The sequence below is a fragment of the Singulisphaera rosea genome, assembly GCF_054877945.1.
Window position 1 is genome coordinate 411,226 of the sequence record NZ_JBTYIP020000005.1, and the last position, 21,585, is coordinate 432,810.

Sequence of the window (21,585 nt, forward strand, 5' to 3'; positions counted from 1 at the left end):
GCTTAAAATGATTATTTGATCGAGTGTGGAATCGACAATGTTCTTCCTCGGGCGTCCTAAGTATGAGCTTGGCTCTCAGGGGGTAGGTCCGTCGCCCGAATCTCGAACCCCTCGACGAATTTATTCGGCCTCGAGTCATTGAGTGAGCGGCCGAGGGTCCTCTCGACGCCGGGTCCATGGGCACGGACGGGATTGATCTCATTGGGGATGCAATCGATCCGATCCGTTCTGTCGGCACGCACAGAACGGACTGTAGAGAATCTTGCAGAAAGTTTGTTGACTAAACCTTATTAACCCGATAATGTTTATCGAGAAGACGCTGAGCCGCGTGGGATTTGGCCCCGACCGGAGTTTGAGCCGCAATGTTTGTTCATCGATTCTTGGGAGAAGGAGCGATCGAATCCTACCCTCGGCCCGCGGGCCCGTCGTACTCGGGAACCGGGTTTGTGGTCTGTCCGATGCCCCTCCAAATCGCGATCGGGCGGGCGGATGCCCAGGTGGCTGAGGTGTATCAGTTGGCCTACGAGCGTGCCAAGGCGTGTGTGGCACCCCCCTGGCACGAGCGTTCCTTCACGGCGAGTTGGAATTAATCGGCAAAGACTGCCGGAGCGGGCTCGGCCGGAACTCCGGCCGAGTCGTCGGGGATAGACTCGGATGAAGATCTCCGCCAAGGCCGAGTACGCGTGTTTGGCGCTGATTACCCTGGCCGGGCGATCGCAGGAGGCCGCGCCCCTCCGTGTCCGGGAGATTGCCGAGGGGCATTCCATCCCCGAGCGATATCTCGTCCAGATCCTGATTCAGCTCAAAGGGGCGGGGCTGGTCCTCAGCACTCGAGGAGCCTCGGGCGGGTATCGCCTCGCCCGCGGTGCGGATCAGATCTCGCTCGGTGAAGTCCTTTCCGCGATCGACGGTCCCGGGGAACCGTTTCGAGAATCCAGCAATCCTGCCGGGCGTGTGCTGGCGTCGGTCTGGGAAAATCTCCGATCGGCCGAGCGTGCGATCCTCGATCAGACCTCCATCGCTCAACTCCTCAGCCGCACACTGCCGCAAGACTGGGTCATATGAGAGCTTCGGACGTGGAGCCCTCGCGGTAGGCCTCCTTCGCTCCTTCAGCCCTTTCGCAACGACCCGCTCCACTCTCTGATTTCTAACACGCGGCTTCTTCGCACGACCAACTCTCGGCTTCCTGGCTGGTCCGGATACAATGAGCTTGTCTTCTCGGACGAAGTGATTTGGTCAAGCCAGGCGAGAGTGCATGTCGCAAGTCCCCGGTTGTCCCGTCAGCCCACTCATCCCGCGATTCGATCCTCATCCTTGGATCCGCGGAGGACACGCCCAGACGATCGTTAGCCGCTACCTTCCCGGTCGGAAGATCGATCTCCCATCGACCATTCATGAGGTCGAGATCGACGAGGAGAATCGCCTCGTCGTGCTTGAGTCCGTCCCGGAAGACTGGCGACCGGGAAGGCCCGTTGCGATCCTCGTGCATGGACTCGCGGGTAATGCCGATGCGCCCTACGTCATACGGCAGTCGACCCGGCTGTTCGCGTTGGGAATCCGAATCGTTCGGATGAACCTCCGTGGTGCCGGACTTGGTTTCGGTCGCGCGCGGAGCTTCTATCACGCGGGACAGACCGAAGATCTCCGTCGAGTCTCCGACTGGCTCACCCAACGGGTGCCCGGTTCCCCGCTCGCGTTGCTAGGGTTCTCGCTCGGGGCAAATCTCGTCTTGAAGCTGGCGTCTGAGGCGACGACAGTTCCACTGGATGGGCTCGACTGTGTCCTCGCCGCGAACCCTCCGCTCGACCTGATGGCCTGCTGCCGGCACCTCCAGCGCCGTCAAAATCGAATCTACGACCGGAACTTCGTGCGACTTCTGCACGCCGAGGTCGGCCGGTTGCACGGCGCCTTCCCCGACCTCGGGGAAATCGATCTGTCACGTGCGGGCACGCTCTACGACTTCGATGACATCTACACGGCGCCTCGGAACGGATTCGAGGGCGCCGATGACTACTACGAGAAGAGTAGTTCTGGTCCGCACCTGTCTCGAATTCAAATCCCCGGCTTGGTCGTCCACGCGGAGGACGACCCTTTCATTCCCGTGGAACCATTCCGTCTTGCCAAGTTTCCTGAGGGTTTGGCATTAGAATTGATCCCTAACGGTGGTCACCTCGGCTATTTCAGCCGTAATCGCTGGGATGGGGATCGCCGTTGGCTCGAGGCGCGCCTGGCCACTTGGCTGGCGACGCATTGGGGGGTCGGCTAAACAAGCCGACCTGGCGGTCCGCTCTGAGACCTGGCCGAGGCCAGAAACCACCAGGGAGGCAAGATCCACCATGCCTGACCCGCTGTTTAACAAATATCGAGCGGCGATCGAGGTCCTCCACCGAGGGCGAGAGTCTCTGGTCAACGACCTGGCCGAGGAGATCATCGATCAGGGCGATGAGCTCATCGAGGGGGGATACATCTTCAATGAGTTCTTAGAGACCCAGGGGACTCGGCTCCACTTCCTCTGCCTGCTGGTCAATCAGCTCGAGGTCTCGGCGGAGAACCTCGACGAAACGCTCACGGCACCCCCGCCCAAGCCGGCCGTGAAGCGTCGACCCAGGACGAAGAAGCTCCCTCGGCAAACCTCCAAGGAGGGCACTACCGAGGAAGCCTGAGCGATGCAACGTTCCGTTTGCCGTGATTGTGCCGGTGGCTCGTTACGCGGGCGTCGTGAGCCGCTCGCGACTGCCGATTGGCAAGGATTCCCAAACCCGCCCGCCGTCGCTCCGGGTCGGTTCGCTCGGCGGATTCGGCGTGTTCCGGAGACCCGGCCTGGCCGTGAGGACGGGCTGGGGTCGGAACGCCGCCAGAAAGAAGCCGAGCAAGCTCAAATTGATGAGGCAAGGGACGAGGAAGATCTGGGCCGAACCGTTCCCGAACCTGCTCGAAAGCTCACCCGCCATCACGCTTCCCAAAAGCGATCCCAGCCCTGATGTCAGGACCATGAGGATCGCCTGGGCGCCGGCGCGTCGGTGTTCCGGGGCGCGGCTGTCGATGAAGACTTGCCCGCCGACGACGACACAGGCCACTCCGATACCGTGCAGGGGAATGCCCACAAGTGTGACCCAGAGCGGCGGGTCGAAGACCAGGGTGGCGTAGCGCAGGCCCCAGGTGATGATGCCCAACGCCAGCGTCCCTTTGTAGTTAAACCGACCGAACATCCACGGTAGGGCAGCCAGGCAGGCGACTTCGGAAACCTGACCGAGGGTCATCGCCGTCGGGATCCAGGCGCGGGTCATTCCCCGGGCCTCGAGATAGGTGGGCAGGACCTGGTAGACGAACGGGGTCGTGAGGCAAACGCCGAAGGATGTCGCGAGGAAGATCGCGATGTCTCGTCGGGCGATGAGTGCCAGGGCATCCCGAAGCACCGTGCCTCGTCCCTTGTCGGTCGCAAGCGGTGGGGTATGGGGCAAGACCAAGCTGTAAGCCGCGAGTCCCACCGAGAGGACGGCTGCGACGGCGAACGCCTCATAAGTCCCCTGCCCCGCGGCGGAAGTCCCGCAGGCGGCCATGACGAGCGAGACCACCCAGCCGATCGTCATCCAGCCCATCGTCCCCCAGAGCCGCACGCCGCTGAATTCCTCGAGTGGCCGGGCCAGGTGCCGAAGCGCGATCGCGTTACTCATCCCCGTCGCAGGGGCCGTGAGGAGCCAATAGGCCAGGAAGAGTCCGAACAAGGCGGCCGGCTCCGTCGTGACGCCCGAGGCGAAGACGAGGAGGAACACCGTGCCCAGGGCATACACCAGGGTTAAGAACCGCTGGGCCGGCATCAGTCGATCGAGGAGCTGCCCGATGCCCAAGGGCATCGCGAACGAGCCGAAGGCGAGGGTGGCAAAGATCCAACCGCGACCCCTGCCGTCGATCCCGAGATCTCTCAAATGCACGGCTAGAAGAGGCCAGAAGGCCCCTTGAACTCCATAAACGAGCGCCATCATCGCCGATAGGCGCCACTTCTTTCGCGCGTACATCCCGTCCCTCTCGTGTCTCGTCGTACTCCCTGATCGATTGTATCGACATCAGGAAGGCCACTGTCGAGCTGCCGGGACTCGAGGGATTTGGGATCACGTGCTTTTTGGCCGCGGAGTCGAGTTCCTGCACTCGAAAAAGTCGCGGCGCACGACACTCGGGATACGCGAATCCTTGCGTGGGTTTGTCATTCTTACAAACAACTGAAGACACTCGGCACTCGTTTGTAGGTTGGCGGACTTCCTTTCCGAACTCCTCTTTCCTTGGTCAAGGACGGTCGTCGAGGCCGCGTTCAGCCCGCCGACTCGCGAACCTCACCGATATCCTTCGACTCACCCGCTCGGAGCCGGATCACGTCGCCTACCGAGGCGTCGGGCGACTTGGCTTTAGCGATCCTAAGGCGATAATCGACGCCCGGCACGAAGCCTTCGAGCACGAACCGGCCTTGAGGATCGGTCGTGGCGTCTCTCGGGAAGTCGACGCGTTCCACCCGGACATCGGTCCACAATCCGTGGCACGACAAGGCAACCCCCGCACTCGGGCGGCCATCCCGGCCGATGAGGGTCCCCTTCACAGTCCCCCAAGGTCGGAGCCGAACCGTCAGAGGACCACGCTCGTTGTCCCTAACGGCGAGGGTACCGACAAGTCGGCGGGCTTCGTGATGGAAGGGTATGGCCCGAATATGGCGCGTGGTCAGTCCTCTGAGCAGGAAGGCTGACCGCTCACGGGCCTGCCACCATCCCTCCCGGTAGTATTCCACGTTCGACATGCCACCGACGGATGCGCCGGAGAGCGAGAGGCCCTCAGGGTCGAGGACACGGACCTCCGGCGTCCGGCCGGGCGTGAGAACGAGCGTGTCAGTGTTCGAGTCAACGCCGACTTTGGGATTGATCAGGGTGAACGCGTGACATCGATTGGCCCGCATCCCCCCGACGACTCGCGGGAAGGGCGTCGTCGCCCGTTTGGGGCCGTCCTCGACAAGGTCGGCCGTCACGAAGCGATCTCCGAATGCCCGTACGCCGACCACGCCGGGGCCGGAACGGGCGACGACCGAGAATCGTCCATCGGGACCGATTTGGCGAGGGGGAGCGGTCTGCCGGCTCGAAGTGTCACCGTTGTTCTCATTTTGAAGCGTCGGTGCATACTCGACGAGACCCACCACGGGTCTTCCCGTCGTCCCGTCGAGGGCTTGTCCTCGGACAAGGACTCCATGCTTGAGGCTGATGTCGACTGCGGTCTTCCCTTGGCTCGGCCGATTGGAGAACGAACGCGAGGCCGAGTGATAGGGAAGGTCGTCCCCCGGGTCGGCACGAAGTGTCACCGGATCTTGCGCGGGAAGCCCCGCGAGGCGATAATGGCCGCTCGCGTCCGTGGTGGCCCTCATAAACGCTCCGGGCCAGTCGAACCAGGGATGCCCCAGCTTCGGGAACGCATTCCGGTCCTCGACGTCGGCGCGAATCACGACCCCGGTCAAGGATTGGCCCGAATCAATGTCGCGGACGACCCCTTCGACGACGCATGTGGGGGCCGCGGCGAATCGGAACCCCGACGAATGGACGCGATGCGGATACGTCAACCCGTTCCCGGATCCGGCCGATCGTGGCAATGGAAAACTGACTCCGCTCCCGGGTCGGGTCATCACGTTCAACAACTGCGTTTCGATCGTCGGTCCTTCGATCACGAGTGAGACCAGACGCTCACGACCGAGGCCCGACAGGCGAAATCGGCCCTCCGAATCCGTCGACGTTGGTGGGATGAGGCGACAAACGCTTGGAGGTAACGTGGATTTGAACCCTTCGAAGGCGCGAAAGCCCGAGGGTCTTCCCGCAAGCTCTTCGAGCCAATGGGTCAAATCGCCATCGGGCCGGGCGTCGATCTGGAGCACATGTACCCGGACACCGGCGATCGCGCGGCCCTCGAGGTCCACGATTTGACCGAGGATCGGGACGTCGTTGCTGGGGAACCTGAGTTCGATACCAACGGGGCCCGTCATGTCCCACGTGTCATTCCAGGCGATCCCTTCCCCGGGGACGATGACCGAGACCAGTGGCCCGACATCTCGGCCGCGTTCCGTGGTCGATCGGACAAGCTCGCTCGGGTCGATCGCGAACCTAAACCGACCCTCCCGGTCGCTCAAGGCCCGGACCTTCGGTGCCTCAAGGTCCGTGGCTCGCAGATTCTCGAGGGTGACGGCCGCTCCGGATAGGGGCTTGCCCTGGGCGTCGAGAACTCGTCCCGAGACCGACAGAGTCTCATTCCTGTTCCCAAAGTCTGCCCTGGGAGCGACTGTCGGCTCGGGATGGAGGGTTGACGGTGCATGGGACTTGGCCCCCTCCCGATTCGACCCCCAAGCGACGATGGAGCCCATGGCCAAGGCGGCCAGGCTCGTCGTCACCGCGAGGCCTCGATGAGACTTGGGATTCGGGTTGCTGAGGATCATCGCGTTCCATCCTCTCGAACCGGGGGTCTTCTCTCGCGAAGGCCGACACGATTGGAAATCAATTTATGAATACGTCGAGATTCTTATTCGCTTTGGTCTGGGCCCTCTGGGCCGCACGACGACTGTCGACGCTCATCCTGGCGCGTTCTCCAGGACCCTTGCGTGACCAGTCACGCCGCTTCGTCGGCCCGAACCGACGGGGCTTGCGTCCTTTTGGTTCTCAACGCGCCTCGACCCAGGTTTGGGCAGTGCAAGGAGTGCGGTCGGGGAGGCCGCTCGAGTGGATTGGAATTGCGGGGGATCAGGGACGACTTGGCGTCCGAATGAACTCGCCGAGGTCGTCGGACTCGAGGACTTCTCCCCCGTTGCGTGTGATGAGTCGGCGCAGACTCTCCTCGTCCAGGGGCCTCCGGAAGAAGTGCTGAGCCCCGTCGGCCGTGACGGCCGTGAAGCCCTCCTTGGTCGAGTGGCCGAGCGCAGGCACGGGCTTGTCGGGGGAGTATTCGATGTCTTCGGGCTTGGTCCAGGGGACGGACTTCGCTGCTTCCACGACCATCAGGGTGTTGACGGTCCCGTCCGAGATCTGTTGGATCGAAATCGGTCCGGAACCTTCGAAAAAGGCTCCTGGACCTTTGAAGCTTTGATAATAGGTTGCGTAGTCTTTCGTCGACGAGACGCCAACCGGGGCGTAGAACGAAGGCATCTCTGGGAGCAGGGCCTTATTATGGGGGCTGTCCCAGGGTTCGTCACGGTGGAATTTCTGGTAGAGCGCTTTCTTGCCGAGGAAGGGGAGGATCGCCACCCGCCAACTTATAAGTGGTGTCCCATCCTTGGCGTAGATCGCCGAGGCCGGGAAGCGCGATTGGTCGTCGACGGCCAAGTGGAGCCCCTTGGCGATCCCTAGCAGGTTGGATGCGTTTCGGATGATCAACTCGGCCTCGCGAGCTCCGTCGGGGGCGGCATCGCCATCCTCTGTTGCGGTCAGCTGAGGCTTCGAGTCGGCCTGCTTGGGGGTGGCCTCCTCGGATTTCGCCAAGGGCTTCGGAGAGGCTTCTTGCCGGGCGAAGACCACGATCCCAGTCGCGGCGACTCCGGCCGACAGGGCCGCCGTCGAGATCCACAGGATTTTTGCCAAACGCATGGGGTGAAACGCTCCTTGATAGAGGGCCAAAACAGCCGGGGAGACTGCACCCGCGGCCATCCCCGAGGCGATCAACATTGAGGACTTGACGGTCCTGTTCAGAAGGGCCGCCGGCATCGCGGTCGCCTCCCCTGCAGACAAGAGCGCGACCATGGCCCCCGACGGTAAGACAAGGCCTCGTCGGCTCAGACGACCTCGGAGACGTTCGCGGGCCCGGGAAAGCCAAGAGCTCACCGTCCCTTCGGAACGTCCCAGACGTCTCGCGGCCTCCTGGTGGGTATGGCCCTGGAGGTCGCAGAGGACGATGGCCACGCGGTATTTCTCCGGGAGGCGGCCGATCTCCTCGTGGAGCACCTCGATCTCGTCGCGAAGCGTCGACGAAGGGTCGTTCCCTCCGGAGTTCTCCTCGGGCCTCGTCCCGGACATGAGCGCCTCCGACTCGCGACGCTGTCGCCGCGACCGCTCCGACTTCCCCTGCAATGAGACTCGGTATGCAACCCGATAGAGCCAGTGGCCCAGGAGCTTCGGTTCGCGCAAAGTCCCGGCCTTGCGGGCCAGTACGAGGAACGTGGCCTGGAACGCATCATCGGCGTCGTGGCAATTCCCGAGGAGCGCCCGGCAGACCTTGAGGACCATCGGGCCGTGACGCTCAACGAGCGCCGAAAATGCCGACTCGGACTTCCCGTCACGACGGGAGCAGAATCGTTCGAGCAAATCCCCATCGGCCAGGCCGGAAACTACCTCGCCGTCGAGGAGCCTTTGGAGTTGATCGACGACTTCGGATCTCCCTCGAGCCATGCCACGTCCTTTCGAAACGGTGTCGCTTTACCCTAAGACTCAGGGCTCAGGGAGCGTTCCTTGCAAAAATCTCGGAATTCTTCGGACGACAGGCCGGCGTGGCGACGTCCCCTCCGCCGGAACGAGGGAGATCGCACCGGCTAAGGGCTTCGGCTCGTCCCGAGATGTCTCAACTCGTGATGCAAGGATCGCATCAAGGGAGCGCTTGTCCCGACCGCCTGGAATGCGCGGTTACGGCTCCTGTCGAGCAGGTCGGAGGTGCCGCGGTCGGAGCTCAGCACACTGGGTTAGGGAGAGCTTTGACGTTGCTCACGCCGCTGCTCGCGACGTTCTTGCCGACGGGCTCGACGTTCTTCGGCGGTTGGCGGAGGCGGGGCGTTCGGGTCTCGGCCCTGGATGAGTCGCTGAAGGAGCTGAGAGGCTCCCTGCACGGCGCTCCGTTCGAGGAGTGTCTTGCCGAGATCCTTGAGCGCGAGATTCAGAGCCTCGCGGTCGATCTCGGGTTTTTGGAGTGTGCCTCGGATCGGGACGCGGACCCTCGTGCCGTCGAGGACATTACCCAGCAGCGGTCGATTGCCGACCATCGCCGGGGTCAGGGGGACACTCGCGGTCAGGTTGACCTTGCGGTCGAAGTCCACCCACCCCTCGAGCTCGACGTGCGTCAACTTTCCGAGCGGGAGCGAAAATCCTTGTTGATAGACCCGGCGGTCGGCAATCGAGAGAGAAACCGGCGCGTCGAGCTTCAACGTCGGCCGATCCTCACGACCGATCAGTGCGAGGAGCTGATCGGCGAGCGGGCCGGGCGCAAACTCGACCTCCTGGAACTGGACCTGTCCTTCGACTGAAGCCGTCTCCTTCGACTCGCCGCCGAGCGGAAAGACCGCCTCCGTGAGATTCACCGAGACCCGGCCGTGCGCACGGGTCGCGCGATCGAGCACGGGAGCCACGTAAGAGAGAAATCGACGGGAGACCTCGTCGTTGATCTCGGCGTCCTTGATCATCGACGACGAACCGAGACGGAGAGATGTCCGCCCATCCTCTTCAAACTTCACTTCGGGCTCAAGCCGGAGTCGGCCACCGTTCAGAGTCGTGTCGATCGGGTCGATGCTCAAAAGGCCCTGCCGAGATCGAACGACAATGGGAGTTTTCCCCACGTGCAGGCCGTAGATATCCAGGTCGTCGAGATCGAACCCGAAGTCCCCCTCGATCGGCTCGGCCGGACCGGCCGACGAGTCGCCCGACATGGTACCCCGGAGTCGCCACTCCCGCGCCTGGCCCGAGAGGCGGGCTCGGGGTTCGACCCGTTCGGCGAGCATGGAGTTGATCACCTTCCAGTCGGGAGTCAGGCGTCCTCGAAGGTCGGCGAGGCGACGTCCGCCGAGCTCGTCAATCCGACCCGAGCCTTCGAGCGTCGCATAAGGGCTCGCGAACACGACCTCACTCACTTCCAGGCGATCGGAACCCGAGGGCCGACGCGCCGTCCAGGTCAATGAGATCGGTCCTTCCTGTCGGCCCGGATTCCCCTCCGAGGCTCCCCAGGTACTCCGGGGGAGGTCGATCTTCCCGGCGAGCGTCGTCCCGTCGTCGAGTGCCTCGACGTTGGCCCTGGCCGACCAGCGGCCCGCCAAGGCCGTTCCCCGGGATGGGCCGCCCGGCTCGAAGACGCGAGACAGTGCCGAAAGATCACCCGCAAGTGCCAGTGACGCGTCGATCTTGCCCCGTCCGATCCCCGAAATCCGCACGCCTTCCGACTCGAGTGCAATCGCTGACGCCTCCGACGCCTCTTTGGATATGGGGAGGAGCACGAGCTCGCCCGCCTTCCGATCGAAACGGCCCTGGCTTATGAGTTGGATCGCGTCCATCGGGTTCCCACCCTCGCCAGACGCGAGGCCGAGGGTGAGTCGTTCGATGGCGAGACCGTCGGGCTCCGAGTGCGCTTCGAGTCGACTCGTCGCCAACCGAGTCTGATTGCCGAGCGCGATAGAACTCTTCATATTCACGGTCAACGCCGTCGAGTCCGGCCGCATCGAAGCGGCGAGGTCGGCCGACAAGGCCCCACTCGTGACGGCCAGCGCCACGGTCGACCAGGTTTCCGGCAGTCCGGAGCTGGATGCGGTCCCTCCGGCGGTCACCGTCGCGTGGGCCGAGTCTCGGGCGAAAGGCCTGTCCGCGAGGCCGGCCACCTGGAGGTTGGCGACGTCGAACTCGAGACGTCCCTGAAAACTCCCGGCCGTTCGGCGATACGTCCCCGAGAGATCACCCTTGCCGCCCAGTTCGACCTTCCCGAACTCGACCAGGCTCTTCAGCTCGCGCTGGAGACCGCCGAGCTCGAACGTCCCCGACCAGCCGACCCCATGATCGACGTCGCCCTTGGCCTTGAGATCCAGGAACGAAGTCCGCAACGCCAGCTCCTCGACTTTAATCTCGCTGGCCCGCCGGAGGATCCGCGCCGACAGCGTGGCTGGCTCGCGGAGCGTCAACGGACGACCACCATCGTGGGCCTCCAGGTCGGAGATATGCGCCTGGACATTCCAGGCCTGTCCGTCGTCTGCGGCTCGCGACTCAATCCGGAGCTTCGCCTCGCCTCGATCGACGGAGATTCCCTCGCGGAGGTGGAGCGCTCGAGGAATCTGCCGGGCGAGGGCGGCGAGGTCGAGATTCCCTTCGATCAGGGCCAGGTCCTCGCGAGTGCCCTGCAAGGTCCCGGCGGCCTTCAGATTTCCAATCGGCGAGGTCAACTCGAGGTTGCGGACTTGCCAGGATCCCGGCCGTCCGGCGAGGTCCCACGTCGCCGCCACCCGTTCGAGTTTGAGATTATCGCCTGCCAAGGTGGGACCGCGGGCACCGAGATCGTCGATGTCGGCACGGCCATCGAGGTTCCACTCGCCGTTTCGGCGCTTCGCCGAGATCCGCCCACCGAATCGCCCCGAGGTCTCGAGTCCGGGACCCGAGACCGTCCAAGGCCAGCGCATGCCCCGCAACTGAACCGTGAGGTCGGCCGGCCGACCCGCGGTTCCCTTCCAGCGGTTGTAGTCGCCCCGGAGCTCGAGGGTTGACGTGGGGATCCCAGGCTTCTCAAGCCGGATGTCCCACGTGATCGGAGAGGGGGATGATTGAATCTCGACGGCGAGGTCGGCTTGCTCGGCCGTTACCGGAGTCGTTTGGCTCGAGTCGCGATATCGAAGTCGTCCCTGGCGGACGAGGATTCGCAAGCTCGTTTCCCGGTTCAGCCCAAGGAGGGGTTTGATCGTCTCGTACAGGTCAACCGTGCCGTCCGCTCGACGCTCGACGTCGAGCACCGCCCGGTCGAGGGTCAGGGTCCCGTATCGGGGCCGATCGAAGAGGATCTGGCGGAGGTTCCGATCCCAGGTGGCCGTCGAGGCATCGACAACCCGGTCCCCCTGAGCGTCTCGGAGCACGAACCCAGTGAGACGTGTCGGGCCGAGCCAGGAGAACCGGATCGTCGAGAATTCGAACCCGCCGGGGGTCATCGCCCGATTGGCCCGACTGATGAGCCACTCTCGCGCGGACAGGGTACCCAGCAACCAGGGGATTGCGGCGACTCCCGCGAGGAGGACCGCAAGCAAGCCGGCGGTAATCTTCCACCAAACGCGTCGCCGTCTCGGGGGCGGGCTCGAAGTTGCCATGATGCGAGGGACCCCCTTCGGACTCGCGACCGCCGCTCCCCCGAGGTCGACGAGGAAGGTGGATCGCCTGGGTTACGATCGTTCATCTTATGCCGCCCCTCCCCTCCTCAACCAGTCCTCTACAGACCCCTCGAGATCCCGAGGGGCGTCCACGCAGCGGCCGCTCGGAGGATGTCAGCTGGCAATCCTCCCTGGAGATCAGCACGGCCAAGATGCCTCGATTCTCAGTTCTCACCACCTGCAGATCGTATACCGACGTCGAGTTGCCGACAAAACCCTCGACTCTGGTGGAAGTCGGGGTTTGCACAGACGTTGCCGATGGGCCGGAATAGTCCTTCATCGCCGCGATTAGGCGAGGAGGAATTGTTAAGAAAAGGGGCACAGCCTCGCGTTGAACATCGCTGACTTGTTCGTGAGAAGATGCCAAATCGCCAGAATGTCTATTCGTAACGAGCCGGGTCTGGCGGGTGATTAACCGCTCGAGTCGACGAACTTGACCCCGATGGCTCAATCGTGGCTTTGAGTGCTCAGTCCTGGGCATTCCGGTTCAAGTGAACGTCTCCTGCTCGTTGGCATGCCAATCGCTTACCAACGTCGACGTCTCGATATCGGAGGTCGTTCCCTGCGAAGTTGGGTCTGCGCTCATGGACCGTATGTCGTTGGCTCAAGCTCGAATCCATCAGATACCCGAGCAAGGGAAATCCCCATGTTATGTTGTGGATATCTCGCTTGGCTTCCGCGATTCCGGTGAGATTAGCGAGTGTGTGCAGGGCGATTCGAGGCAGAACTCGCGGCGGGAATCGTCTCGAGCTAGGATCCGGATTGCCACGACCTTGGTCTCCCGTGCCCGATTCTCGTGCAAGCAACGGGGCGTCGACAACATCAGCCATGTGCATGGAACCTGGATCGTTGGCCGAAGATCTCAGATTCTGTTTAATTTTTGGTTGATCCGCGAACCCAGTCTTTTTATAAAGTCCGTGAAGAGTTGGTTCCTCTCCCTGTTATCACGTCCTGAGAGGCGATTGTCGCCTTCCGGACAACCTTCCTCTCCCTCGCCTTGCGTCCTAGTTGCGTGAGACGACTGCTGCCGTTGGTACGTTTCCTTGAACCGTTCGACCGGCTGAATTGATCGTTGAACGTCGGCTTCCTTCCGTTTCCCCGCTTAGGGTCAGTGTGTTGGTCTCGTACAACATGAGCATGAGCTCTTCCCGAGGTGCGATCACCGTCGGGTTCGGCATCCCTCGATAGGGCGGCCGCGCCCGTTGGTGTGGAGAACCGTCGCGTCGGCCCCGGTCGGCGTCAGAAAAGTCATTTTGCGAATGTTCGTACGATGATCTTTTAGGGCTGTTGACTCGTCCGTTGATTGGTGACGCTCCGTCGTCGAGGTGAACCCTCGAACCGGCACCCGTACGACGGGCGCCGGGGCGATCGGAGTCCGTCCGTAGAACGTCCCGTGGTCCTCGCGACACCCCTGTTCGGTGTCGCCTCTTTCGGTCGCCTCCAACCAAGGAGTCCGTTCATGCGCCTACGCCGCGGATTCACGCTCATCGAACTGTTGGTGGTCATCGCGATCATCGCCGTCCTCATCGCCCTGCTCCTTCCCGCGGTTCAAGCCGCCCGCGAGGCAGCCCGACGCGCCCAGTGCGTCAACAACCTCAAGCAAATTGGCCTGGCGCTGCACAACTACGCCTCCACCAATGACGCGCTCCCACCGCCGAAGATCCGCTCGGGTAGCTGCACGAGCGCCTATGTCTCCGGCTCGAACACCAACGGGACGATCCTCAACACCACCGCGTTCACCATGATCTTGGGCTACGTGGAGCAGACCGCCCTCCTGAATTCCTACAACTTCTCACAGACGTCCTCGAACGACGCCTGGGGTGGCGGAAGCGGCCCCACCGGGGTTGCGGTCCTCGCAGGCTCGGCCTGGGTGAACACCACCGTCGTGGGATCGCTCGTGTCGGCATACTGGTGCCCGTCGGACCAGGTCCCGACCGTTGAGAACTACGCGACGACCTCCACCGGCCCGTACTCGCTGGAGAACGCCCGGCGCGGGAACTATGGGACCACGACTGGCCAGTATACCGAGTACAACTGCATCACCCCGACCACTCCGACCCTCCCCGCCGATCGTGCGATGTTCTTCACCGACGCATCGACGTCCTTCCGCGACGTCACCGACGGCCTGTCCAACACGGCCATGATCGGTGAGAAGGATCACATGACCATCAACTGGTGCGCCGACTTCTGGTACTTCGGGCCCTACTGGGGTTCGGGCGGGCACACCTCGACCCACCTGGTCGTTTGGCCCCCGACGTCGACCTCCGCCCCCGCGTCCGTCCCCAACGCGGCCTGGGGCAACCGCGACGGTACACAGAACTGCGAGCGATACAGCAAGGGCTCCTACGCCTGGGTCATGTCGAGCCTCCATCCCGGCGGGGTGAATCTCTGCATGGGCGACGGCAGCGTTCGATTCATCAAGAACACCATCAACCCCTATACGTGGTACTCCTTGCAGACGATCCAGTCGGGCGAGATCATCAGCGCCGACGCATTGTAACTAGGGATCGCCCGTGATGTGGTCCGCTCGGCTCGTCCCCGAGGAATTCTCGGGGACGATTTGACCGAATCCGCATTTTAAGGCGAGCTCTAGCTTTCGCGGTTGATCCCCGGGCTCTCGGCCCGACACCGTGTCGATGACAGTCGCGAGAGCCACCAGGTCCCCGACGGATTGACCTGTGCCGTCGAGGGGCCTCGGTGGCTCTCACGACTCGTCCCGGAACTCCTCAGCTCCGCAACGAGAGCGTCTCGTGTCGGACGCCTCGACCGCGCGGAGGAGCGGGCATTCCGCGAGAGTGCCCCGCGATCGAATTGGGCTAGGGAATTGACGTCGAGGAGTCAAGCATGACCACGCCATCATCGATTCGATATACCTTTTTCTGCCTCGCAGCAATCCCTCTGGGGATGATCGGCTCGGGTTGTGGTGACGGGATCACCCTGGTGCCCGCGGCCGGCACCGTGACCTTGGACGGCAAGCCGCTCGAGGGCGCGACCCTTTCGTTCGTCCCGGCCATGGGCAATTCGGTCAGCACCGCCGGCACCGATGTCACCGGGCCCGAGGGAAATTTCAGCATGACCTATAACGGAAGGGCCGGCCTCTCTCCCGGGAAATACAAGGTCATGCTCAGCAAGACCGAAGAGATCGAGTCGAAGGCGAAGAAGGTCCCGGACGTTTTCGCCAAGGCATCGTTCGAAAAGAAACTCATGGGTATGGTCAAGGAGACCATTCCTCCGCAGAAGCTCGAGAAGGAGATCGATGTTCCCGCCGGCGGCGCGAAGGATTTTGCGCTCGACTTCAAGTCGAAGGGCAAGAAGGGCTCGAAGTGATTGTGCCGATTCGTCACCGGCTCCGAACACGTTGGAGGGAGAATGGCCTCGAAGCGATTGCGGACCCTGATGCTCCTCACCCTCGGTTGCGGGTTGGCTTCATTCGGCGGATGCCGGCAGGACTCCGATCCGCCGCCACCTCCGGAGCTCAAACCCGTCACCGGCAAGGTTACCGTGGAAGGGAAGCCGCTCGTGAATGCGGTCGTGACCTTCCTCCAGACCGATGAGTTCGGCACGACGGCCGTGGGGGAGACCGACTCCGACGGGGACTATGAGCTCTCGTACATGGGAGAGACCGGCGTCGCCGCCGGGAAGTACAAGGTGGCGATCAGCTACTTGGAGGGCCCCGACGGCACGATCTACGGTCTTGGCCCTCGCTCGGGGCTCGCAAAGCCTTATGGAATGACCTTGGCCAAGGAACGACTGGGCCCGGAATGGAGCGACCTCGGTAGGACCAAGCAGACGGCGACCGTCTCCACCCAAGGTGGGACGATCAATTTCGAGATCAAGGATCCGCTCCTTCCCCCGCCGGCCCCCGCGCCCCCCGCATCCACCGCCAAGGGTGGCGAGGAACCCGCGACGGTCCCACCGATCCCCGCCGAGACGAAGGCCTCAGCCCCGACACCTCCCGCCGACCCGGCGAAACCGAAGGCCCCTTGATCTCGACGCGCGAAAGCCCTTCGTCAACGCCGATTTCCTGTCGACTCCGTAGCCATGACCGGCCCTTGAAACTCGACTCTCCAAATGGAGAACGAGGCTCAGGGGCCCTGTTTCTTGACGATTGCGACGGACCGTTGGTTCTGGCACTCTTAGGGCCTCGCCACGGCGTTGATACGGCCCGCAGGGCCAGGGCTTGGCGTCCTTTGCTGATTGCGATGCTCCTCGGAGGTTTGCCGTGGCCCGGATCGAGATGTCGGCCGACGACTCGGCGGTGGTCCCACCCAGGTCGGATGCTTGGGCGTGGGGGATCTGCTGGCTCATGTTCGCGTCGACCGTGCTCAACTACATGGATCGACAAGCCCTGGCGCTGGTCGGGCCGCAATTGAAGAGCGAGTTTTCGCTCTCCAACCTCGATTTCGGTTGGGTCATGGCCGCGTTTGCGCTGACCTATGCACTCTTCCAGGTCCCCGCCGGGTATCTGGTCGATCGCTGGGACGTCCGCTGGGTGTACGCGGGGGCCGTGGCGTGGTGGTCGCTAGCCGGCATGGCCTCGGTTTTGGCGCCGACTCTGGCGGTTCTCATGATCTTTCGCGCCTTGCTCGGGGTCGGCGAGTCCTTCAACTGGCCTTGCGCCTTGAGGACGACGGCCAAAATCCTCCCCCCTGCGGACCGAGGGCTTGGGAACGGGATCTTCAACTCCGGCGCGGCGGTGGGCGCCGTGGTAACGCCTCTCTTGGTCCCCGTCCTGACCGCTCGGTACGGTTGGCGGACCTCCTTCGTGGCCATCGGGGCCCTTGGCTTCGTCTGGGTCGCCGTGTGGCTCTGGCTCATGAGAGGGAGTCGCTTCTCCCTCCTCGCCGGACGAGCCTCGGCATCCCCGGTGTCGGACGACGCATTCGAGACAACATCGGGAGGCCTCTCGAGCCTGGCTCGTGCCGCGTACGGAGGGGTCGCGGCGTTTTCGATCCTGGTCGCCCTCTCGGGGCTCCTTTTCGGGCTGGCCGCACTCTGGTGGGCGATCGCGTCGCTCATGGTCGGGCTCTTGTTGATCACGCTGGCCCTCCCGCCCCAGTCGTTGAAGGGGAGCGACTGGGCCGAGAGCCTGAGCGAGGTCGTCCGGCTCCGCCGGTTTTGGATCATGGTCGCCGTGTCGGTATCGATTAACGTTTGCTGGCATTACCTCGTGAACTGGCTCCCGTCCTACCTCAAGGAAGATCGGACGCTCGGCGGTTTCGTCGAGCTGCTCCGCCAGGCGTCCGGAGTCCTGCCCGCACGAGTTGACCTCAAGTACCTCGCCAGCGGCCTACTCAGTGCCATCCCATTCTTGGCGGCGGACTTCGGCAATCTCGGCGGAGGTGCATGCTCGAGGGCCTTCGCCCGTCGCGGATGGTCGCCCGCGGGGGCCCGCAAGCTGGTCATGGCCACTTGCACCGTCCTCATCACGGGGCTTGCCCTCGTCGGGTCGATCCGGAGCGACTTGACCGTCATCCTCCTGATCAGCATCGCGGCCTTGGGAATCGCGGCCTATATGGCGAACTACTTCGCCTTCGTCCAGGAGGTCTCTTCGAAGCACACGGGGCTAGTCGTGGGGATCCTCGGCGGGCTCGGGAATCTGTTCGCGGCCGGGTTCCTCCCGCTCGCCGGGAAGTTGAAGGATGAAACGGGGAGTTTCGCGATACCATTCTTGATCGTCGGCTTCTTGCCGTGCATCGGGACGGCCGCCCTGATCCTGGGGTGGGGTAAGGATCGTGAGGAGTCGAGATCGATCTAGACGCTCCTTCGCATTTCTGTCATCATCCCCGCGCATTTCGCGGAGGCATTCGCCCCCAACCCGTCCCAAGGGTTTCGATCCGAATGATCCGGACCAAGCGAGTCCGCGCATAAGGTGGTGTCGCGATGAAGCTACGAAACTTCAGGCTTGGCCTGGCGATGCTCTACGCATGTACGGCCCTCGGTGGCTGCGACCTCCTGCGTCACGAAACGCGGTCGGAGTCGCACGACTCGGCGTCCGACGACGAGTCCGACGAGGAATCCAAGCCGGGTAAGATCAAGTCGGAGGCTCCTCGCGGTTTCTTCAAATCCACACGATTGCCCGGGGGCATGAGTGACGAGGGGCGCGAGATCGAACGTGACCTCGGGATAAACTAGAGCCGAGATTCTTCGTCCTTCGGATCGGCCCGGTCCCATGAATCCTCGCCTACGAGCAATCCTCAGTCGGATCTTCGGCGGCCAAGGCGAACGCGAGGCCGCCCGATTCCTCCGCCGCAAGGGATTTCGGATCCTGCTCCAAGGCTATCGCACCCCCTTGGGCGAGGTCGACCTCATCGCCCGCGACGGTGATACCCTGGTCTTCGTCGAGGTCAAGGCACGCCGCCACGGCGAGCCTGCCGAGGCCGTCACCCCGGAGAAACAGCGGAGGCTGACCCTCGCCGCCCTCCAGTTCCTCAAGGAATACGACCTCCTCGAACAACGTTCCCGGTTCGACGTCGTCGCCATCGTCTGGCCCGAGGGTTCTCGAACCCCTTCCATCGACCACTTCGCGAATGCCTTCGATGCGGTCGGCCGAGGTCAGCTCTTCCGATAGCCTCGACCCTTCCCACCCGACTCTCCCATTCGCTCCCCTTCCCAACTTACCTCCGAAGTCCGATCGTGCCGTCCTTCGTCGAGGATCCCACGGGCTGGAAATCGACTGCGCGGCGAGATTCGCGACACTGCGCGTTAATATTTCATAAATATTGATATAGTCGCCAATACTGACGAATTGGAAAGGAAGGGCAAGCAGGGCAAGGCTTCCAAGGGCTTTTTCCGTCGGAGGAGCGAAACCGACCGTACTGGCACTTCGCTTGCATTACACCTCGTCGACGACATCAACGGCGGCCCGTCCAAAGGCGTTTGGCGGATCGGGTCGCCTGGATTCGGTCGCTCTTCGGAGTAGCGATCAAGGAGGCTTTCAGATGATCAGGATTATGGGCTTGTTGGGCATCGGTGCTTTGGCGACGGGCTTGTTTGCGGCCCCTGCCCGCTCGGACGACGCGCAGAAGGATATCCCGGGTCCCATCGACAGCCTGCAAGACTTGCAAGACACGGGGAAGATGGTCTTTAAGCTTGCTGATGAAAACAATGATGGACAGGTCTCCCAGAAGGAAGCGACCGACGCGGGGAACCTCCTCGTCGGCGGCGTCTTCTTCCGGGCGGACGCGAACGGCGATGGTGTCCTCTCGAAAGAGGAGCTCACCCAGGCTCGCGACTCGGTCCTGGCACAGAAGCCGATCCTGAAGTTCGTCGTCCAGAAGGCCAAGGCGGCGAATCCCGCGCAGGCCAATGCCGCGACAGCGAACGTCGCCCAGGGGGCGATGAGCCTGCTCGACTCGAATAACGACGGTCAGATTCAGGCGAATGAGCTCCGACAACTCGTCCAGACAAGCGTCCAGGGGGTCTACGCCGCCGCGGACACCAACCGTGACGGCCAGATGAGCCCGATGGAAGTCAATGCGGCCGTGACAGGCCTGATCCGGAGCGTGGCCCAGGCGACCTTCCGTGCGGCCGACGCCGACGGCAATGGCCAGTTGAGCCAGGCCGAGTACGACAAAGCCATCGTCGGCCCGGCGAACGCCGTATTCAACGTCCTCGACGCGAATGGCGACGGACAGATCTCCGAGCAGGAAGCCCAGTCCGCCCAACGGATCGTCGCGAATCAGATCCAGATGCTCCAGGTCCCCGAGCCGGCCAACTCCCCGAGGAACTTGATCCGCTCCGGCAAGTCCCCCGAAGAGGTCGCGCCGATCCCGACGATCACCGCCCCCGTCCGACCGGCCCAGCCCGCTCGGTAACGGTCCCTCCCGACAAAAACACGAAGGATGGCGTCAACCTCGCCGTGGAGTCTTCTCCGCGGCGAGGTTTTCTTCATTCTGGACCGTTCAGGAAGAACGCGCCGCGACGATCACCGACTCGAGGGCGGTCATCTGGGCCAGGCCATCCTCGGCCGGGTCGACAAGCTTTGCCTTCTTGACCCCTTCGGCGAACGCATCGACCATTTCGGAATACTGATTTGTCCCTTCACTCCGGATCTCGCCGGTCAACTCGGCCGTCCGCATGCGAGCCAGAGGATTGGCTGGCGGGAGATAGGCGTCGGGGACCTCGATCACCCCTTTGGTCCCGACCAACTCGTAGGAGCACCGGAACGGTTGTTCGAAGCTGCAATCGAACTCACCGATGATGCCGTTCGGGAAGGTCATGACACACGAAAGGGACATGTCGACACCCGTCGGTCCGAACCTGGCGACCGACCGGATCGATTTCGGCTCGGCCCCGGCGAACAACCGGGCCGTGCTCAACCCATAACAGCCGACGTCCCAAAGAGCCCCTCCCCCTCGCGTCCGGTCAAGCCGCCAGTCGTTCGGCTCGATCGGGAAGGAGAACGAGGAACGGATCAGACGCAACTCCCCAATCGACCCGCCGGCGACCATCCTCCGGACGGCAGCGGTCCTCGGCTGGTGTCGCCACATGAACGCTTCCATCAGCAAGACGTTGCGTTCTCGACAGTGGGCAACCATCGCCTTCGCTTCGGCGACGTCCAGTGAGAGGGGCTTCTCGCAGAGGACGTGCTTACCGGCATCCGCTGCGGCAAAGACCCACGCCCGATGCATCTCGTTCGGCAATGGGATGTAAACGGCGTCCACCTTGGGGTCGTCGAGAAGTTCCTGGTAACGCCCGTAGGACCTCGGAATCCCAAACTCGGCTGCCCACGCCGTGGCCGTTTCGCTGTCACGACTCGCGATCGCCTGGAGCGTCCCCAGTTGAGACTCTCGAATCCCGGGAATCAATCCTCTCCGAGAAATCCGGGCACATCCGAGGATCCCCCAACGAAGCTTCGGTTCGGCTGCCATGGAGAGTGGAACTCCTGTCCTTGACGATGCGATTACACCTCGAATCCAGGTTCACCAAACCTGATACAAAGAGCAAGAGGGGTGTATTCACCGCAAAGGCACAAAGACACAAAGGATATCAGAAAACATGAGACTTTCTTTCTTGGTCGACATCCTGACTTTGTGACTCTGGGGGAAGAGACTCCCCTTCGCACTCAATGCGCGCAAAAAAACACCCCCATGACTCGGATGAGTCACGGGGGTGTTCGTGGAAGATTCCGGCGATAACCGACTTTCGCGCCAAAGGCACTATCATGGGCCTGGCGGGCTTAACGGCCGTGTTCGGGATGGGAACGGGTGGGACCCCGCCAGTATGGTCGCCGGAAATCCGGCCGCCCGGCGGTCAGGCCGGGACGGCCGAGGTTTCAAACGGTGGACGGTCACGCAAATCTCATGGTCGCAGCCTGTGGGCTTGGGGCGTGGCACCGATCCGATCGTCGCACGGCGTGGATCCCGTTTCGGAACAGGATCGCGACTCATGCGGAGAGTCGGGATATGGTGACCCCGATTGGGATTCGTGCGTCGCCGACTCCTTGGGGGAGATCGGCGGCGGACGGATCGGGGTGGTCAAGC

16 protein-coding genes and 1 rRNA gene are annotated in these 21,585 nt (G+C 63.0%); 11 read left to right on the forward strand and 6 right to left on the reverse strand.

What is annotated here, in order from left to right; all coding sequences use genetic code 11:
* Positions 1–458 precede the first annotated feature (458 nt).
* The 4 genes from ACYOEI_RS12880 to ACYOEI_RS12895 all read left to right on the forward strand — a co-directional run bounded on the left by ACYOEI_RS12880 (position 459) and on the right by ACYOEI_RS12895 (position 2,663).
* The gene (locus ACYOEI_RS12880; protein ID WP_462849901.1) at positions 459–590 is read left to right on the forward strand and encodes a hypothetical protein; all 132 of its coding nucleotides are present in this window, start codon (positions 459–461) and stop codon (positions 588–590) included.
* Positions 591–654: 64 nt separating this feature from the next.
* Positions 655–1,065 (forward strand): RrF2 family transcriptional regulator, encoded by a 411-nt coding sequence (locus ACYOEI_RS12885; protein ID WP_462849902.1) that lies wholly within the window; start codon positions 655–657, stop codon positions 1,063–1,065.
* A 364-nt stretch (positions 1,066–1,429) separates the two neighbouring features.
* Entirely contained in the window at positions 1,430–2,266 is an 837-nt protein-coding gene (locus ACYOEI_RS12890) for a YheT family hydrolase (RefSeq protein WP_462849903.1), read from the forward strand.
* Between the two features lie 70 nt (positions 2,267–2,336).
* Complete coding sequence (locus ACYOEI_RS12895; RefSeq protein ID WP_462849904.1) at positions 2,337–2,663, forward strand: hypothetical protein; 327 nt, start codon at positions 2,337–2,339, stop codon at positions 2,661–2,663.
* A gap of 42 nt (positions 2,664–2,705) precedes the next feature.
* On the opposite strand, the gene ACYOEI_RS12900 is transcribed toward ACYOEI_RS12895, so the two are convergent.
* The 4 genes from ACYOEI_RS12900 to ACYOEI_RS12915 form a co-directional block, all read right to left on the reverse strand.
* Positions 2,706–4,016 (reverse strand): MFS transporter, encoded by a 1,311-nt coding sequence (locus tag ACYOEI_RS12900; RefSeq protein WP_462849905.1) that lies wholly within the window; start codon positions 4,014–4,016, stop codon positions 2,706–2,708.
* A gap of 290 nt (positions 4,017–4,306) precedes the next feature.
* Complete coding sequence (locus ACYOEI_RS12905) at positions 4,307–6,454, reverse strand: carboxypeptidase regulatory-like domain-containing protein (protein WP_462849906.1); 2,148 nt, start codon at positions 6,452–6,454, stop codon at positions 4,307–4,309.
* A 301-nt stretch (positions 6,455–6,755) separates the two neighbouring features.
* Positions 6,756–8,393, reverse strand: coding sequence for a sigma-70 family RNA polymerase sigma factor (locus ACYOEI_RS12910; RefSeq protein WP_462849907.1), 1,638 nt, complete (start codon positions 8,391–8,393; stop codon positions 6,756–6,758).
* A gap of 287 nt (positions 8,394–8,680) precedes the next feature.
* Positions 8,681–12,040, reverse strand: coding sequence for an AsmA family protein (locus tag ACYOEI_RS12915; protein ID WP_462849908.1), 3,360 nt, complete (start codon positions 12,038–12,040; stop codon positions 8,681–8,683).
* Positions 12,041–13,559: 1,519 nt separating this feature from the next.
* Between ACYOEI_RS12915 and ACYOEI_RS12920 the strand changes: the two genes are divergently transcribed.
* The 7 genes from ACYOEI_RS12920 (at position 13,560) to ACYOEI_RS12950 (ending at position 19,917) form a co-directional block, all read left to right on the forward strand.
* Positions 13,560–14,600: a DUF1559 domain-containing protein gene (locus ACYOEI_RS12920; RefSeq protein WP_462849909.1), complete on the forward strand. Its 1,041-nt coding sequence runs from the start codon at positions 13,560–13,562 to the stop codon at positions 14,598–14,600.
* Between the two features lie 344 nt (positions 14,601–14,944).
* Positions 14,945–15,427, forward strand: a complete 483-nt coding sequence (locus ACYOEI_RS12925) for a carboxypeptidase-like regulatory domain-containing protein (RefSeq protein WP_462849910.1) — start codon at positions 14,945–14,947, stop codon at positions 15,425–15,427.
* A 42-nt stretch (positions 15,428–15,469) separates the two neighbouring features.
* Positions 15,470–16,087, forward strand: a complete 618-nt coding sequence (locus ACYOEI_RS12930; protein ID WP_462849911.1) for a carboxypeptidase-like regulatory domain-containing protein — start codon at positions 15,470–15,472, stop codon at positions 16,085–16,087.
* A gap of 235 nt (positions 16,088–16,322) precedes the next feature.
* Complete coding sequence (locus tag ACYOEI_RS12935) at positions 16,323–17,858, forward strand: MFS transporter (protein ID WP_462849912.1); 1,536 nt, start codon at positions 16,323–16,325, stop codon at positions 17,856–17,858.
* 125 nt (positions 17,859–17,983) lie between these two features.
* Entirely contained in the window at positions 17,984–18,235 is a 252-nt protein-coding gene (locus ACYOEI_RS12940) for a hypothetical protein (protein ID WP_462849913.1), read from the forward strand.
* A gap of 37 nt (positions 18,236–18,272) precedes the next feature.
* Positions 18,273–18,671 (forward strand): YraN family protein, encoded by a 399-nt coding sequence (locus ACYOEI_RS12945; RefSeq protein ID WP_462849914.1) that lies wholly within the window; start codon positions 18,273–18,275, stop codon positions 18,669–18,671.
* Positions 18,672–19,041: 370 nt separating this feature from the next.
* Positions 19,042–19,917 (forward strand): EF-hand domain-containing protein, encoded by an 876-nt coding sequence (locus ACYOEI_RS12950; RefSeq protein ID WP_462849915.1) that lies wholly within the window; start codon positions 19,042–19,044, stop codon positions 19,915–19,917.
* An 87-nt stretch (positions 19,918–20,004) separates the two neighbouring features.
* Here ACYOEI_RS12950 and ACYOEI_RS12955 read toward each other — a convergent pair whose 3' ends face one another.
* Together ACYOEI_RS12955 and rrf are read right to left on the reverse strand one after the other, a co-directional pair.
* Positions 20,005–20,973, reverse strand: coding sequence for a Gfo/Idh/MocA family protein (locus ACYOEI_RS12955; RefSeq protein ID WP_462849916.1), 969 nt, complete (start codon positions 20,971–20,973; stop codon positions 20,005–20,007).
* A gap of 255 nt (positions 20,974–21,228) precedes the next feature.
* Positions 21,229–21,337 (reverse strand): 5S ribosomal RNA (rrf, locus tag ACYOEI_RS12960).
* Between the last annotated feature and the right edge of the window lie 248 nt (positions 21,338–21,585).